The sequence below is a fragment of the Ligilactobacillus cholophilus genome (assembly GCF_030389495.1).
Classification (GTDB): Bacteria; Bacillota; Bacilli; order Lactobacillales; family Lactobacillaceae; genus Ligilactobacillus; species Ligilactobacillus cholophilus.
In genome coordinates this window covers 1,249,715-1,265,938 of record NZ_CP127832.1, presented here as the reverse complement: position 1 = coordinate 1,265,938, position 16,224 = coordinate 1,249,715, and the positions used below count along the sequence as shown (strand labels likewise).

The window sequence follows — 16,224 nt, the reverse complement described above, 5'->3', positions numbered from 1 at the left end:
AAGAGTTATGAATTACTCATAACTCTTTTTTTTATTATATTTTAACTTCTATAATTTTAACTTTATATGAGCAAGCTGGTGCAGAAACAGTAACAGTAGTACCAGCTGATTTATTCATAATTGCGCGGCCAATAGGAGAGTCAAATGAAATTTTTTGTTCATCAACATTGACTTCATGTTTACCGACTATTTGATAAGTTTCAATATCGTCATCATCTTCAAAACGAAGTTTGACAGTAGTACCAATATCAACTTTACTATCATCTTGAGGGTTAACAATTTCAGCATATTGTAATTGCTTATTTAAATAACGTAAACGACTTTCTAAATGACGTAAATCGCGTTTAGCTGCACTATATTCAGCATTTTCTGATAAATCGCCTAGGGCACGGGCTTCTTGAAGTTGTTTAATTTTAGCTGGACGGTCTTTTTTGAGAGCTTCAATTTCATCCAAAATTTGTTGATAGCCGTTTGGTGTCATTTTTTGAAAATATATATCACGCATTGTTTTTCTCCTCAAGCATTTTTCTTTTTAATGGAATATAGTGATGTTGTTTAATTTCACGATCAACTTGATGAATTTCTTTATCCGGTGTCTTTTGAGTTGTTTTTCGAAAAGCATGCATGATAAAGTAGTCGCCTTCTTCAGCGATAAACATCAAGCGATATTTTCCTAAACGAATTTTGTATAAATGTCGATATGGTAACCGCAAAATCATACGTTTTACAGTAGGGCGTGTTAATGGAAGACTTTGTGCATCCATTTGTGAAAGCATATCATTAACCTTGCGATAAATACTTGGGTCCTTTTCTTTGATTTTATGATACCAATCTAAAAATAAAACTTTGCCACGTTTATCTTCATAAAGATAGATTGCCATTTTAAAATCTCCTCTAAATCATAAATTTGCCGTGATATAATAGTAATTATTATATCATGGAAACAAAAATAAGTAGAAAGGATATGTGATGAACGAGTTATTTGAAAAAGCACCAATAAAAAAAGTGTATTTTAAAATTTCATTACCCGTGGTTATGGGAATGCTTGCAAGTATGATCTTTAGTTTGGCAGATACTTTTTTTGTAGCTCAAACAGGAAATACTAATTTAGTAGCAGGAATTACAGTTTGTACGCCTATGTTTATGTTTATGATGGCTTTAGGTGATATTTTTGGTTTAGGTGGAAGTTCGATAATTTCAAGACTATTTGGACAAAAAAATTATGAATTAAGTCGCAGAATTAGTGCAGTTTGCTTCTATTATTCGTTAATTTTAGGCGCAGTGGTTGCTATCTTATTATTAGTTTTTGAAAAACCAATTCTTCATCTTTTAGGAGCTACAGATGCAACTTATTCATACGCAGCTGCATTTTATCGTGTCTTCGTTATAGGTGCTCCATTAATAATTGCTGAATTAGCACCATCAAATCTAATTCGAACAGAAGGCTTAGCTAAACAAAGCATGCAAGCAATTGTTTTTGGTACGGCATTGGCATTGATATTAGACCCAATCTTTTTATTTATTTTTAAATGGGGAGCTGCTGGAGTTGCATTAGCTAATATCCTTGGTTATGCTTTAGAATTTGGCTTTTTAATATATTACACACATCGTGATTGTAAATATATTACTATGGATATTAAAGAAGCCCATATCTCATTTAAAGATTTTAAGGAGATTCTTGCCATTGGAATTCCAGGATCAGTAACTAATTTAATGCAAAGTTTTGGAATGGCATTACTAAATAATTTCTTAGCCAAATATGGTGCTACACAAGTGGCGGCAATGGGAATTACTCAAAAAATATACTTGATTGTAATGTTAGTAATGGTAGGTTTTGCATTTGGAGCACAACCTTTAATTGGGTATAATTATGGTGCACGGAAGGCAAAACGTTTTAAGGAAGCATTACATTTCGATTTATTGATTGAAATTGTTTATTCAGTTGTGTTATCAATAATTTTAATGATATTTGCACCACTATTAGTTAAATTCTTTATGGATAAACCTGAGATAATAACAATTGGGGCTTATATGACACGTGCATGTTTGAGTACTACTCCATTTATTGGAGCTATTTTAGTTTTTACAACAGTTTTTCAATCTGCAGGTAAGGCATGGAGTGCTTTTATAATGGCATTATCTCGTCAAGGAGTAATTTATTTTATTGCAATGCTTGTATGTGCACATTTATTTGGACTTCATGGTGTTGTTTGGGCTCAACCAGTAGCTGATGTTATTACTTTTGCAATTGGATTTGCATTATATCAAGGAGAATTTCGTAAATGGATTAAGCAAGCGGAGTTTGAAGCAGAACAGAAAGGAATTGATTAGATGAAAATCAAACAAATTAATGAAAATAAGACAACTTCTGTAAAAGATATTTTATTAGACTTTTGGAAGGGATTTATTAGTTTTAACGGAAAAACTACTAGAAAAGGTTTCTGGATTGGTTTAGTTGAATTTTTAGCTGTTGTTATACTTGATTTTCTCATTTTTGGAAAATTAAATTATAGCTATGCAGGTGGTGTTAGTGGAATTATTTTTAGTACATTCCTTTACGGAATTTTCTTAGTAATGTTGATTCCATTATTTGCTTTAGCTTTTCGCCGTTTACGTGATGCAGGAATGAAGACATTACTAATTACAATTTTAGTTGTATTAACATTTGCAATTTCTGTTTTATGTTTATTCTTCCCACTTCCTTTAATTTATGTAGCAACAATTGCATGTCATTTCTTTATGATTATACTTTTATGCATACCAACTGGCGCAATTAAATAAAGAGAGAAGACTTCTGATGAAAAAAATTAATGAGCAAGGAAAAACATCTTTTACGGATGCTTTTAGCCATTATTGGAAAGGATTATTTAATTTTAATGGTCGCTCAAGTTCAAGCGGATATTGGTGGGGACAACTATCTATGTTACTTGGATTAGTTGCTCAATATACGATTTTTATAGGATTTTATCAATCGATGATTGTTTCTGGAATTAATATTATTGGAACAATTGGTTCTATAATTATCATTATCATTATGTGCTGGATTTTAGTTGCTAGTTTAGCATTATTTGTACGTAGAATGAATGATGTGGGTATTAAAATGGTTCCTGCCTTAGTTTGGCTAGTAATTATTGGAGCAGTTTTGCTTTTGGGTGAATCGAATTTAATTTTTGATGTTATTGAAATAATTTTATTTGTCATTCAAGGTATTATTTGTTCAAAAGGATCAGATGAACTTGCACGGGATCATTCTAATGCGATTTTTCGTGCTAAATAGACAAGTGAGCTATAATAGAAACAAATAGTGAAAGGGGATTAGACAATGAAACGTGCAGCTGTAATGATTGCTCCAGGATGCGAAGAAATTGAAGCACTAACGCCTGTTGATACTTTGCGTCGTCTAGGTGTTAATGTTGAAATGGTTGGACTTTATGATATTGATGTAATGGGAGCACATTCTATTCAATTGAAATGTGATAAGGTAATGAGTGAAGATTTACTTGATTACGATATTGTAATTTTCCCTGGTGGTTCAGAGGGTGCCGCAAATTTACGTGATAGTGATGAATTAATGAAATTGATTCAAAAACGTCATGCTCAAGGGAAATGGAATGCGGCAATGTGTGCAGGTCCAATCGCATTAGCAAGATTTGGATTATTAGATAATGCACAATATACATGTTTCCCTGGAGTTCAAACTGAATTTGAAAACGATATTAAAGGTGCAACTCGCTTAGATGATATTGTGGTTGTTGATCATCAAAAGAAAATTATAACAAGTAGAGGTCCAGCAACAGCAATGGCATATGCATTTAAAATTGCTTCTGTCCTTGGAGTTGATCCGCAACCACAAATGGATGCAATGCAATATGAATATTTAAAGAAACATATTAATTAATAATTCTGAATCATTTCTGTGTTATCACAGAAATGATTTTTTATTTTGAAATATTTTAATAATCAAAGAGTAGAAAATAAATAAATGTTATAATTAAAAAGAGGTGATTGTAATGAAAAAAAGTAGAACAAGTTTATCTTTAATTGCTATTTTGGCCTTGATGCTTGCAGGTTGTGGTAATTCAAACAATCAAAATCAAAATAAAAAAGAAGCTTCACATGCAAAAACAGAGCAGGTTAAAAAGCAACATAAGTCAAAGACATCAAGTTCGGAAAGCAGTCAAGTAAAGACAGCCTCAAGTAGTGTAACGAGTGTGGCTGATAATAAAAATGGAGACGCACAACAAACTAAGCAAGATTCATCAATTGTTGCCAATGCTGATTCAGAAAACAGCAATAGTAATAATGTTGCTACTGATGGAACAAGTACACAAGATTTTAGTACTAATGAACAAGCTGTTAGTTATATCACTAATCAAGGTTATCGGACAAGTCAATCAACTCAAGGTTTACCAACCGTTAATTTAGGATATGGAATCACCGGAACTATTGATTCAGGAGCTGGGCAACAGTATTTACACTGGAATGAAGGTAATTGGTCATTTACAGTGCGTTCTTCAAACGTAGAAGGCCAAAACCCAATTCCAACAGCACAAAAAATTGTTAATACTTTACAAAGCACATATCTACCAGCACCTCAAAATCGAGGAACAGGAACATTTGATATTGCTACCGGAAATTATCAATTAACATGGCAAAAAAATAACAAAGTTTATACAGTAACAGGTAATAGTCCTGAAAATGTAATTCAAAAAGCTGTTAATATGAATTAATTAAAGAGAAAGATTGTGATAAAGATATCACAGTCTTTCTTTACGTTTTAAAGTAAATAGTGTATAGTTAAACGGTATTTTTTATAAATTATGATTAAAATCACTTATATAATATATATATTTAATTAAAATAATTTATTGGTGGAAGGAGGATATTGTGAATTCAGAAAAAAATATTACAAGTACAATCGATTCAAGAAAACGATTGATTGTTTCAGCAATATTGTTAATTTCTAATTTTATTTGTTTAATGAGCCAGACGATGATGGTTACTGCTTTACCCGTAATTCAAGATGATATGAGTCAAACAATGACAATGGTTCAATGGCTTACTACTGGGTATACTTTATTAATTGGAATTGTAACACCTTTATCATCAAATCTATATGAACGATTTACTAATCGACAGGTTTTTTTAGGAACAATTAGTTTATTTATTATGGGAACAGTATGTGGCTGTGTAGCTTCAAATTTTTGGATGCTGTTACTTGCAAGGCTAATACAGGCTGTTGCGAGTGGAATTTTGATTTCATTTCAAATGACAGTAATGATAACAATCTATCCTCCAGAAAAACGTGGAACAATAATGGGAATTTCCAGTTTAATTGTTGATTTTGGCCCTGCTGTAGGCCCAACATTAGCTGGATTTATTTTAAGTTGGCTAGGATGGCGTTATTTATTTATCCTTGTATTACCTATTATGGTTGTAATATTGTTAATTGGAGTTGTAGTTTTTCCTAACTTTTCTCAACCAAGAAATATAAAAATTGATTTTATATCTGTTTTTATTTCATTAACAGGTTCTGCATTAGCATTAGCTAGTTTGACTTTGATGCAACAAAATTTAAAATTAGGATTACTTATGTTATTTGTAGGATTAGTCTTGATTTACTTTTTTGTTAAACGTCAATTGAAATTAAAACATCCAATGTTAAAAGTTTCGATTTTTAAAGTTCAATCTTTTAGATTAATGACATTAGTGGCAATTTTAGTTTCAATGGTTCTTTTTGGAACTGAACAAATGATTTCAATTTTTGTGCAAGATGTTTCAGACTTAACAAGTATGCAAGCAGGGTTAGTTTTATTACCTGGAGCGGCATTAAATGCATTTACTGCGGCGTTTGTTGGAAGATTATATGATGAATATGGTCCTAAATATCTTGTTATTGGCGGTGCTTTTTTTATGATCATTGGAACTCTTCCATTTGCATTAATTCAAGCGTCAATGCCAATAAGTGTGATGGTAGTTGCCTATACAGTTCAAATGATTGGGGTTGCACTAGTCTTTTCTCCAGTAATGACTGAAGTATTTAAAGACTTAGCGCCACAGGAAATAAGTCACGCAACAGCATTAAATAATGCTCTACGTCAAATTTGGGGATCTGTTTCAGTTACATTGTTAATTGTAGTTAGTGAGATTCCACAATCACTTGTAACAGGAATGCAGTTATCAATGTGGCTTACATTATTCTTCAGTGTAGCTTTACTAATATTATTTATGCGATATTTATATGTGAATAAAAGTAAAAAATAACAAGAGGTTAGATGCCTCTTGTTATTTTTTTAAGGTTTAACATATGCCCAACCAGCATTTTCCTTTTCAGCAATTTCAAGTAAGCCTGCAGGAACAATTTTTACGAATGAAAAGATATCTTTTTCAGCTAAATTAAAACGATTCATAGAATTGTGACAACCCATAATATCAAAATCTGCGTCAGTTGCTTTTTTTAAATTTTCACAAAATTCAATTTCGGCTTTGTTTAATATTAAATTTTGGATTGCATCACCAGTGACAACAACTTCAACTTTTAAATCAGGATGAGTCTTTTTTGCATTTATCATGTTCTTTAAATTACTTAGAACAGCATTCCACCGTTCAGTTTGATCAATATGAAGTAATATTTTCAAAATAATCCCTCTTTCTAAATAATTCCAGCATAGTGTAAAGTGTTAAATAAGGTAACACATACCAATGCTGATAATAAGATGTTATAAATACCATCTAATAATTTACAAGATGCATGCCGATTAATCCATGTTCCTACAAATCCACCAATGATTGCTGCTATTATTACTGCAATCATTACCATAAGGTTTATTGATGGTTTAACGGCACTAAAAGTAATTGTGACCATTTTAGTAAGCTGAGCAAAGAAAATAATTCCTACAGAATAAACTGCAGCTTCGCGCAAAGAAAATGAGAAAAGTAGCATTGTTAAAGCAACATTGATTGGACCACCACCAATACCTAAGAAGACAGAAAACGTTCCTAATCCAACTCCCACAATGAAGATCAGTAAAATATTTGTTAGATGAAAACTAATCAATTTATTTTTGATAAAACTATAAATTAGTACAGTTACTAACATAACGAATAACATTGCAGATTGAAGAACTTTAACGTGATTTGCTGCCATTGAATGAACAACAAAGGTAAGTAGTTTTTGACCAATAAATCCTCCAATGATTGCTCCAAATGAGATTGTTAAAAGTGATTTGAAATTAAATTTAAATTTTTGCTTTAATTGTTTTATCAGTGAGACGATTGCCATGATAAAAACGGCAAGTGATGAATAAAAGTTAATAGTGGCTGTAGGTGCACTACTTACAATATCAAATAATGGCTTAATGACAACGCCACCACCTAAGCCAGTTGAAGAACCTGATGCGGTAGCAATAAAAACAATTAAAGCATAGATAATTAGTTTCCCCATGTCACAAACCTCCTAAAATTAAATATATCTGTTTATCTAAACAAAAGTCTAGAAATCTGCTTATAGCGAAATAAGATTAAAAAAATTTATATAATTGTTGCTTTTTTTGCGTAAATGATTTTGAACAGTGTATAATTAAGACTGTAAAACAAATTATTGGAGGGGTTATTATGCCAAAGATTTTTGCATATAGTATCCGTAAAGATGAAGCTCCATATGTTGAAGAATGGAAAGAAGCTCATCCAGAAATTGAAGTTGAATATACAGATGCATTATTAACACCTGAAAATGCTGATTTAGCAAAGGGTGCAGATGGAGTTGTTACATACCAACAATTACCATATAAAGCTGATACAGTTGAAGCTTTACACAATGCAGGTATTGATAAATGGTCATTAAGAAATATTGGAATTGATAACATTGATTTAAAGAGAGCTAAGGAATTAGGCTTTACTTTAACAAACGTTCCAGTATATTCACCAAATGCTATTGCTGAACATGCTATTGTTCAAGCTGCACGTATTTTACGTCAAGACAAACGTATGGACGATAAAATGGCTCGTGGTGATATGCGTTGGGCTCCTACAATTGGTCGTGAAGTTCGTGACCAAACATTTGGTATCATTGGTACAGGACATATTGGTCGTGTATTTATGGAATTAGTTGAAGCATTCGGTGCTAAGATTGTTGCTTATGATAAATTCCATAATGATGAAGTTGAAAAGAAGGGCTACTATGTTGATTCATTAGATGAATTGTATGCTCAAGCAGATGTAATTTCATTACATGTACCATCATTACCTGAAAACATTCACATGATTAATGACGACTCAATCGCAAAAATGAAAGACGATGTTGTTATTATGAACGTTTCACGTGGTGATTTAATCGATACAGATGCTTTATTACGTGGCTTAGATAGTGGTAAAGTTTATGGTGCAGTATTAGATACTTATGAAGATGAAGTAGGTATCTTCAATGCAAATTGGGATAGAAAAGGTGTTCCAGATGCACGTTTAGATGATTTAATTCACCGTGACAATGTGTTAGTAACACCACATACAGCTTTCTACACAACACATGCTGTACGTGAAATGGTAACACAAGCCTTTGATAACAACTTATTGATGATTGAAGGTAAAGATCCTAAGACACCAGTTGATTTATCAAAATACTAAAATAAATCATGAAATTGAAGGGCTATGACTTTGATGTCATAGCTTTTTTTATACAATCAAACTGCTTGTTGTGCACAATAAGTTAGGATAAAATATAGGTGAAAGGGGCAAGATAATATGGAATTAACAATTACCGCTAGTGCTCAAGATCGTTTAGCAAAGTATTTTGATGATTCAAATGCTGTAGTGCTTTTAGATTTTGATGATGGCGTTGGCTATCGTCCAGAAGAAGCAATTTCATGTACATTAAACCAAGAATTTAGATTATTAATTGTAAATAAAGATAGTGATTATCATGAATATAATGCTAAAATCCAAACAGAATTAGGCCCAATGTATTATAAAGCATATTCAAAAACATTTATGGATGAAAAAATGAAAATTGATGTGAAACCAAATGGGCAATTAACTATGACGGGAATTTATCGTGGTGAATTGACACCTGCTTTAAATGTGATTGATTTAAGAAAATAAAAAAGCCTGAGATTTATTATCTCAGGTTTTTATTTTGGAAAATTATGATTTTTTTATATCTGTTTGTGGTGCTTTTTTAATCAAGAACCAACAAAGAATACTAGAAACAATGAAAAGAATTAGTGAGATCCATAATAATTCATGAATTCCATCATAATAAGCATGACGAATAATAGTGGTAATTCCGGGGATATTATGAAATTTTTTAGCCATTTCCATTCCTGAAAAAGGACCTGCTTGAATAATTGCTTGGCTAATATCGGTGTTACCTAAATGTTTTAATATACTATGATGATAACCATCACCAACAATTAAGCCTAAAACAACGATTCCTAAGCAATTTCCAAATTGACGACAAACACTATTAATTCCAGAAGCCATTCCCATATTTTGTGGTTCTACATTTAGAAGTGCAGCATTTGAAATTGCTGGATTAATACCAGCGTTACCTAATCCCATAAAAATAAATGCAGGGATCAGGAAAGTCCAATTTAAATGATATCCAAGCATTAAGTTCATAGACAACACCCCCAATGCTTCAAGTAATAATGATCCAGTTGTGACAATTCGACTTCCAATTTTTCCAACTAAGAATCCTACAAATGCGCCTAAAAAGAGTGGAAAAGCACTAATTAGTAAACGTTGTAATCCAACTTCTAAAGGTGAATACTGCATATAGTCCTGCATTAAGATAGTCAAATATGTAAAGAATGAGAAAAGGCCTAATGTTATTGTGAAAGCGGCAATGCATGAACCTACAAAAGAAGAATTTTTAAATAAGTCAAGGTTCATCATTGGATGGTCGTAATGTTTTTCCCATAAAATAAAAATAATCAACAAAATAATTCTACTAATTATCCATCCACAAATATTAGGTGTTAACCAACTTGCATTAATATTATTTTCTTTATTTAATAAACCAAAAACTAAACAGAAAACCATACTTGTACTTAAAATCATCCCTAAAATATCTATATGATGGTCTACTTCATAGTGTTTTTCAGTAATGAATTTAATTCCAATTAAAATTGCTAAAATTCCAATAGGGATATTAATGAGGAAAATGGAACGCCAATTAAAATATTGTACTAAAACTCCTCCAACAAGCGGGCCAATCGAAGTTCCAAAACCAACGATACTTCCCCAAATTCCTAAAATAAAAGCTCTTTGTGCTCCTTCATAGTTATCACCAATTAATGCCATTGATAATCCTAAAATGCCAGCACCGCCAACTCCTTCAATTCCCCGGGAAATATTTAAAATAAGACTATTAGGGGCGATTGAACATAAAAGTGAACCAGTTGTAAAGATTAAAAGCGAAAGGATAAAGAAAAGTTTTTTACCATACATATCACCTAATTTACTAATCAATAAGATTGAAATAGCATATGTTGAAGTGTATGCATTGACAACCCATTGAGTAGTAATATAGTTTGTGTGGAATTCACGTTGAATAGTTGGTAATGCAACATTAACAATTGTCACATCAAGCATAGCCATTAATACTCCCATTCCAATTGCAATTAATACTAACCAACTCGTTTTTTTGGATGCATTTTGCATATCGAACCTACTCTCTATTATTTTATTATTCTGACTAATTTAGTTTAGCACTCAGTTTGATTTTTTTCACTGCGTAGATAATTTTATATACAGAAAAGCGAACTCATACCGACAATGATATGAGTTCGCCTTTAAAGTCAGATTTAAATTTTTAATTGTTAAAGTTAAGAGTTAATTATTGAATATCGATATTATGGTTACTATCGATTTCTTCTTTTGTCTTTGGCAATGTAATTGTCAAAACCCCATCAGTGTATTTAGCAACAATTTGTTTACTATCAACTTTTGGCAAACGATATGAACGGCTGTAAGTACCGTAATCACGTTCACTAGCAATCATATTACCCTTTTTATCGCTATCATCGCTAAATGATTCACGCTTAGCATCAACGGTTAAAACATCGTCTTTAAAGTTTACAGCGATGTCTTTTTTATCAACACCAGGCATGTCAATCTTGATGATATATTCTTTATCAGTTTCTTTGATATCACTCTTTAAAGGTTTGATTTCATTATTCCAACTATTAAAGAATGAACGACCAAAATCATTAAAGAAATCATTAGTGTTTGCTAACTTGTTGAAACGATCAATTAAATCATTACTCATAATAACTGCTTCCCTTCTATATAAGATAATTCTTACATTATTATAGTAATTCTTTTATCAATCGAATTCAAAATATTTGATTGCAAAGTATCTAGGTTATTTATTATGATGTTTATCTTTCCAACGGCGATGAAAAGCACCAATTACCATTAAGACAATTACTACGAGAGAAAGGATAAAGCCAAAGACACCTAAATTATAAACAGGTGAATGTTCGCGGCTTCCTTGAACTAACATAGACGATCCTAAAATAACAGCAGCAAGAATTATTGTCACCATGATTCGATTTACGATTTGATCAATACGGTACATGAGTTTATTTTGATCTTTAAGCTTTAAAGTTAAGCGTGCTTGACTAGAATTCATAATATCTAGCAATTGGCTAATTTTTTGAGGCATACTAGGTAAATCTTTAATTGAACCGAATGTTTGTAAGGCTAAATCATCAAATGAGTTACGTAAATTGAATTTCTTTTTAAGGTAATCAATTCCAAAAGGCCGAGCAACGTCCATTAATGATAAATTAGGATCTAATTGTGCAATCGTTCCCTCTAAAGTTCCAAAAGCTTTAAATAAGAGAGTTACTTCAGGTTTAATTTGTAAGTTATTTTGACGACATAGGGCAATCATTTGATATAAAAAGTCTGTAAAGTCGATTTGACCAACAGTCATTTTTAAATATGGTGAAACAAATAATCCTAGTTCCTCGTAAAAACTTTCTTCATCTACTTTACCTGTTCGATTACAAACAGCTAAAACGGCTTCACCAATTGAACGCGGATTGCGTGTGCTAATTGCCATAACTAATTGAGCAATACCGTCGATTAGAGCAGGCGTTAAACGTCCCATCATTCCAAAATCTAAATAAACTAAGCGATAAGGAGGGAGTTCTTCAGCTTTCTCGATCTCAATTTGATTATTTCCAAATGTTTTTGTATAAGATTTAGTCTGTTGATAATTATGTTTATCATTGATCTCTTCTTTGTAATTTAAATGATGAAATAGAATATTTCCTGGGTGAGGATCCGCATGAAAAAAGTTATCTTTAAATACTTGCTTAATAAAATTCTGTACTAAAGTTCTAGCCACGTATTTTTTAGTTTGTTCCAATTCAATTGCTTCTTGTGAACCGGGTTTTGCTTTTTGCTGGATTAGATATTTAATACTTTTTCCAGCCATAGCTTGGTTAACTAAGACTTTTGATGTTGAATATTCTTCATAAACTTTAGGAACGCGGATAATACCTTCATTATTGTTTAGGTTATAAAACTCAATACCATTTTTAATTTCATTTTGAGTATTAATTTCATTTAATAACGCATTTTGAATTTGATAAAGAGTTTCTTTAGCATCAATCACTTCTAAATCTGGGACGAACTTTAAAATACTTAAAGCTTTACGAAATAGTGCTAAATCAGTGCGAACTAATTCTTCAACCCCGGGATGTTGAATTTTGACGACAACTTTTGTGCCATCTTTTAAAGTTGCGTAGTGTGTTTGACCGATTGATGCAGAAGCAAAAGGCTCCTTATCAAAAGAAGCAAAAGTTTCTGAAATTGTTTGTCCAGTCTGTTTTAAAAAAGTATGTTCAACTGTTTCATAGTTATCAATTTGAACATTATCTTGAAGCTTACGTAGTTCTTTTACATATTCAGGCGAAATTAAGTCAGGTCGTGTTGAAAGAATCTGGCCAGCCTTAATAAATGTAGGGCCTAAAGTTTCAAGAGCTTCTCTAAATTCTTGAGGATTAGTTTGGTGAACAAAATTATGAATCATATTGTAATTACGCATTGTGCGAATGATTTTTAATAATCGAGTTCGTTTATCTTTGCGAGTAATTGTGGTTACTGATGTTGTCATATTGTTCACCCCGTAAATAATTGATAAATATATTTTAACATTTTGAAACAATACACGATAATTGTTTTGCTTAAAATACAAGGGTTTTAGATAAAACCTTCCCATCGATACACAAAGGTGCTACACTAATAAATAAAGCGCTATCATAAATTTTAAAATGATACACAAAAAGGGTATTAATGTGGGAGGAAAAGTTGAATGACACGTAGAGAAAAGATTTGGAAATATTTACAACAACAGTTACAGTTTAATTCAACGGGAATCACTACAACCAAAATTGCACAAGACTTGGATTTAGTACGTACAAATGTAAGTAAGGAACTTAACATTTTGGTTAAGGAAGGAAAACTTTCTAAAACCAAAACGCGACCTGTAAAATATTTTTTTGAAAAGCCAAAAAACAATAGTGTATTAGAAAAGAAGACAACAGAAAATAATCAACATCAAAAAGCAAAAAAGGAAACGATTTTTGATCATATTATTGGAAAAAATAGTAGTTTGAAAAATCAAGTTGAGCAAGCAAAAGCTGCAATACTATACCCACCACATGGATTAAATGTGTTAATAACAGGACCTACAGGATCTGGGAAAACATATTTCGCACATGCTATGAACCAATTTGCTAATAATCAGAAAGTGATAACTAATTCACACTTAACTACATTTAATTGTGCCGATTATGCTCATAATCCCCAATTATTAATGTCACATTTATTTGGCTATGTAAAAGGAGCTTTTACTGGAGCAAATGAAGATCAAGAAGGGTTGATACAAAAAGCTGATGGGGGAATATTATTTCTAGATGAAGTTCATCGTTTGCCACCAGAAGGACAAGAAATGATTTTCTATCTAATGGATCATGGAACATACTCGCGTTTAGGGGAAACTAGCAAACTACATAAAGCGAATGTTAGATTGATTTGTGCAACAACAGAGGATCCAGAGAGTTCGTTACTAGCAACATTTGTACGTCGGATTCCAATTATTGTTCAAATGCCAAGTTTTAATGAAAGAACTATGGAAGAACGGTATCAGCTATTAAAAGAAATGCTTACGATTGAGGCTAATCGAATTCAAAAGAAAATTTATTTAAATGAAGATGTAGTACGTGCGATTTTAGGAAGCGTTACGTATGGAAATGTAGGACAATTAAAATCTAATGTGCAGTTAGTATGTGCTCAAGGTTTTCTAAATAGTATTAAAGAAAATGATTCGATTCATTTGCGGTTTGAACAATTACCACCAAATATAAAGGATGGGCTTTCACGTTTAGCTAATGACCGCAAACAATTGAGTGAATTAGCACATATATTACAAGCTCAAATGGTTGTTTCACCAGATAATTCGACGACGCCGGTAAAAGAAGATGATAAGTATGAATTGCCTTATAATTTGTATGAAATTATTGGTGATAAAGCTGCACTACTGAGTGAAGAGGGACTAGATCAAGATGCAATTAATAATTTTATTATGACAGATATTAACGTGCATCTTAAAGGGTTCTATGCTAATAAAAAGTTTGAACGTGGTAAAGATAATCTACATGATATTGTTGATCAAGATGTGATAGATTTAACTAAAAGACTAGAACAAAAGTTACATTCAGAAGGATACACAAGTACAGGGAATTTTTTGTATGCTATGAGTTTGCATGTTAGTTCTTTTATTAAACGAATTGAATCAGGGAAACCATTGCGTAAAGCAGCGATTAATATGATTTCAATGGTTCAAGATTATCCACAAGAACTAAAATTTGCAAAAATTGCTAAACGAGAAATTGAGAAACATTATCATATTCCAGTACCAGATTCAGAATTATATTATTTGGCAATATTGTTAATCTCATTAAAAGCGGAAAAGAAGACTGAAAAAGTAGGAATTGTGGTTGCTGCGCATGGAAACAGTACAGCTTCCTCAATGTGTCAAGTTGTTACTCAATTATTGGATGCAGATAATTTAACTTCATTTGATATGTCACTTGATATGAGCCCAAGTGAGGCTTTAAAAAGAATTGAGGAAAAGGTACAACAAGTGGATCGTGGTAGCGGAGTGATTTTGCTAGTAGATATGGGTTCTTTGAGTACATTTGGGGAAAAGATTACTCAACATACAGGAATTAAGGTTAAAACTATCGATATGGTAACAACAGCATTAGTTTTAGAAACTGTTCGTAAAACAACGCTGATTGATAGTGATTTAGAAAATGTATATCGTGAGATTTTAGAATTTAATGGTTATTCACGTACGTCAGAGTTAAAAGCAGCACAAACTAGTCAAAAATTAATGTCAAATAAATCCAAGGAAAATGATAAGCCTAAAGCGATATTAGTAGTTTGTTCAACTGGAGAAGGAACGGCATCCAAAATTAAAAAGATGTTGGATAATATTCTTGTTGATCATTTAATTGATGATATTGTGGTATTACCGATTTCAGTTGTTGATATGGATAAAACAGTAATTGATATCCAAGAAGAATATCAGATAATTGCAGTTACTGGGATTGCACACCCTCAATTGAAGGTTCCTTTTGTTCCATTAGATAAGCTTCTTCAGGGAGGTGGAGAAGAATTTATTTCAGTAATAGAAAATAATGCTAGTGAGATGTTTAGTGAAAGCATTAAGTCTTCAAATGTTGCTAAAGACAAAGTCTGTCAATATTTAACAGACTATTTTACTTTTTTAAATCCCACAAAGGTAAGCGAAATATTGTGGGAATATTGTAATGTAATCGAAAGAAAATTATCATCAAAGTTGTCAAATACTTTGAAGATTAATTTAAGTATGCATCTAGCAGGTATGATTGAACGGATTTTAACAAACGATAAATTATCTATTCAAAATGATATTGATGATGAGAAAATCAAACAGCATCCATTGTATGATGCAGTTAACAAGGCTGATCAAATGTTGGAGAAAAGTTTAAATATAGTTTTACCGATTGAAGAAGTATATTATATTGAAAAATTAATTGATACACAGAAAAAATAGTTAATTCAAAAGACCGTTGATACACAAATCATTTGTGTATCAACGGTCTTTTATTGTTGTAATATCAATATTTCAGAGCGATACACAACGTTGGCACGCTTTTTGCTTAT

The 16,224-nt window shown here is 31.8% G+C and carries 16 protein-coding genes; 9 read left to right on the top strand and 7 right to left on the bottom strand.

Annotated features, from left to right (window positions below; genetic code table 11):
• Positions 1–34: 34 nt before the first annotated feature.
• Positions 35–505, bottom strand: coding sequence for a transcription elongation factor GreA (gene greA / locus QPK35_RS06595; protein WP_290033161.1), 471 nt, complete (start codon positions 503–505; stop codon positions 35–37).
• Positions 498–881, bottom strand: coding sequence for a type II toxin-antitoxin system RelE/ParE family toxin (locus QPK35_RS06590; RefSeq protein ID WP_290033160.1), 384 nt, complete (start codon positions 879–881; stop codon positions 498–500). The genes greA and QPK35_RS06590 overlap by 8 nt, the downstream gene beginning before the upstream one ends.
• Positions 882–969: 88 nt before the next feature.
• Between QPK35_RS06590 and QPK35_RS06585 the strand changes: the two genes are divergently transcribed.
• The 6 genes from QPK35_RS06585 (at position 970) to QPK35_RS06560 (ending at position 6,264) form a co-directional block, all read left to right on the top strand.
• On the top strand, positions 970–2,331 hold the full coding sequence (locus tag QPK35_RS06585; protein ID WP_290033158.1) for an MATE family efflux transporter: 1,362 nt from the start codon (positions 970–972) through the stop codon (positions 2,329–2,331).
• Complete coding sequence (locus tag QPK35_RS06580) at positions 2,332–2,781, top strand: DUF805 domain-containing protein (RefSeq protein WP_290033157.1); 450 nt, start codon at positions 2,332–2,334, stop codon at positions 2,779–2,781.
• A gap of 16 nt (positions 2,782–2,797) precedes the next feature.
• On the top strand, positions 2,798–3,277 hold the full coding sequence (locus QPK35_RS06575) for a DUF805 domain-containing protein (protein ID WP_290033156.1): 480 nt from the start codon (positions 2,798–2,800) through the stop codon (positions 3,275–3,277).
• A 45-nt stretch (positions 3,278–3,322) separates the two neighbouring features.
• Positions 3,323–3,898 (top strand): DJ-1 family glyoxalase III, encoded by a 576-nt coding sequence (locus QPK35_RS06570; RefSeq protein ID WP_290033155.1) that lies wholly within the window; start codon positions 3,323–3,325, stop codon positions 3,896–3,898.
• A 112-nt stretch (positions 3,899–4,010) separates the two neighbouring features.
• On the top strand, positions 4,011–4,730 hold the full coding sequence (locus QPK35_RS06565) for a hypothetical protein (protein ID WP_290033154.1): 720 nt from the start codon (positions 4,011–4,013) through the stop codon (positions 4,728–4,730).
• Positions 4,731–4,887: 157 nt separating this feature from the next.
• Positions 4,888–6,264: a DHA2 family efflux MFS transporter permease subunit gene (locus tag QPK35_RS06560; RefSeq protein ID WP_290033153.1), complete on the top strand. Its 1,377-nt coding sequence runs from the start codon at positions 4,888–4,890 to the stop codon at positions 6,262–6,264.
• 29 nt (positions 6,265–6,293) lie between these two features.
• Here QPK35_RS06560 and QPK35_RS06555 read toward each other — a convergent pair whose 3' ends face one another.
• Positions 6,294–6,638 (bottom strand): DsrE family protein, encoded by a 345-nt coding sequence (locus tag QPK35_RS06555; protein WP_290033152.1) that lies wholly within the window; start codon positions 6,636–6,638, stop codon positions 6,294–6,296.
• Positions 6,639–6,652: 14 nt separating this feature from the next.
• On the bottom strand, positions 6,653–7,444 hold the full coding sequence (locus tag QPK35_RS06550; RefSeq protein ID WP_290033151.1) for a sulfite exporter TauE/SafE family protein: 792 nt from the start codon (positions 7,442–7,444) through the stop codon (positions 6,653–6,655).
• Positions 7,445–7,614: 170 nt separating this feature from the next.
• Here QPK35_RS06550 and QPK35_RS06545 point away from each other — a divergent pair, with 170 nt between their 5' ends.
• Together QPK35_RS06545 and QPK35_RS06540 are read left to right on the top strand one after the other, a co-directional pair.
• Positions 7,615–8,622 carry a D-2-hydroxyacid dehydrogenase gene (locus QPK35_RS06545; protein ID WP_290033150.1) on the top strand — a complete coding sequence of 336 codons (1,008 nt, stop codon included), beginning with the start codon at positions 7,615–7,617 and terminating at the stop codon, positions 8,620–8,622.
• Positions 8,623–8,739: 117 nt separating this feature from the next.
• On the top strand, positions 8,740–9,096 hold the full coding sequence (locus QPK35_RS06540; protein WP_290033149.1) for an iron-sulfur cluster biosynthesis family protein: 357 nt from the start codon (positions 8,740–8,742) through the stop codon (positions 9,094–9,096).
• 42 nt (positions 9,097–9,138) lie between these two features.
• Here the strand turns inward: QPK35_RS06540 and QPK35_RS06535 are convergent, their stop codons facing one another.
• The 3 genes from QPK35_RS06535 to QPK35_RS06525 all read right to left on the bottom strand — a co-directional run bounded on the left by QPK35_RS06535 (position 9,139) and on the right by QPK35_RS06525 (position 13,126).
• Positions 9,139–10,659: an MFS transporter gene (locus QPK35_RS06535; protein WP_290033148.1), complete on the bottom strand. Its 1,521-nt coding sequence runs from the start codon at positions 10,657–10,659 to the stop codon at positions 9,139–9,141.
• Between the two features lie 175 nt (positions 10,660–10,834).
• Positions 10,835–11,266: an Hsp20/alpha crystallin family protein gene (locus QPK35_RS06530; RefSeq protein WP_290033147.1), complete on the bottom strand. Its 432-nt coding sequence runs from the start codon at positions 11,264–11,266 to the stop codon at positions 10,835–10,837.
• Positions 11,267–11,362: 96 nt separating this feature from the next.
• Positions 11,363–13,126: an ABC1 kinase family protein gene (locus QPK35_RS06525; protein WP_290033146.1), complete on the bottom strand. Its 1,764-nt coding sequence runs from the start codon at positions 13,124–13,126 to the stop codon at positions 11,363–11,365.
• 198 nt (positions 13,127–13,324) lie between these two features.
• Here QPK35_RS06525 and QPK35_RS06520 point away from each other — a divergent pair, with 198 nt between their 5' ends.
• Positions 13,325–16,114, top strand: coding sequence for a sigma-54-dependent transcriptional regulator (locus QPK35_RS06520; protein ID WP_290033145.1), 2,790 nt, complete (start codon positions 13,325–13,327; stop codon positions 16,112–16,114).
• Positions 16,115–16,224: the final 110 nt, after the last annotated feature.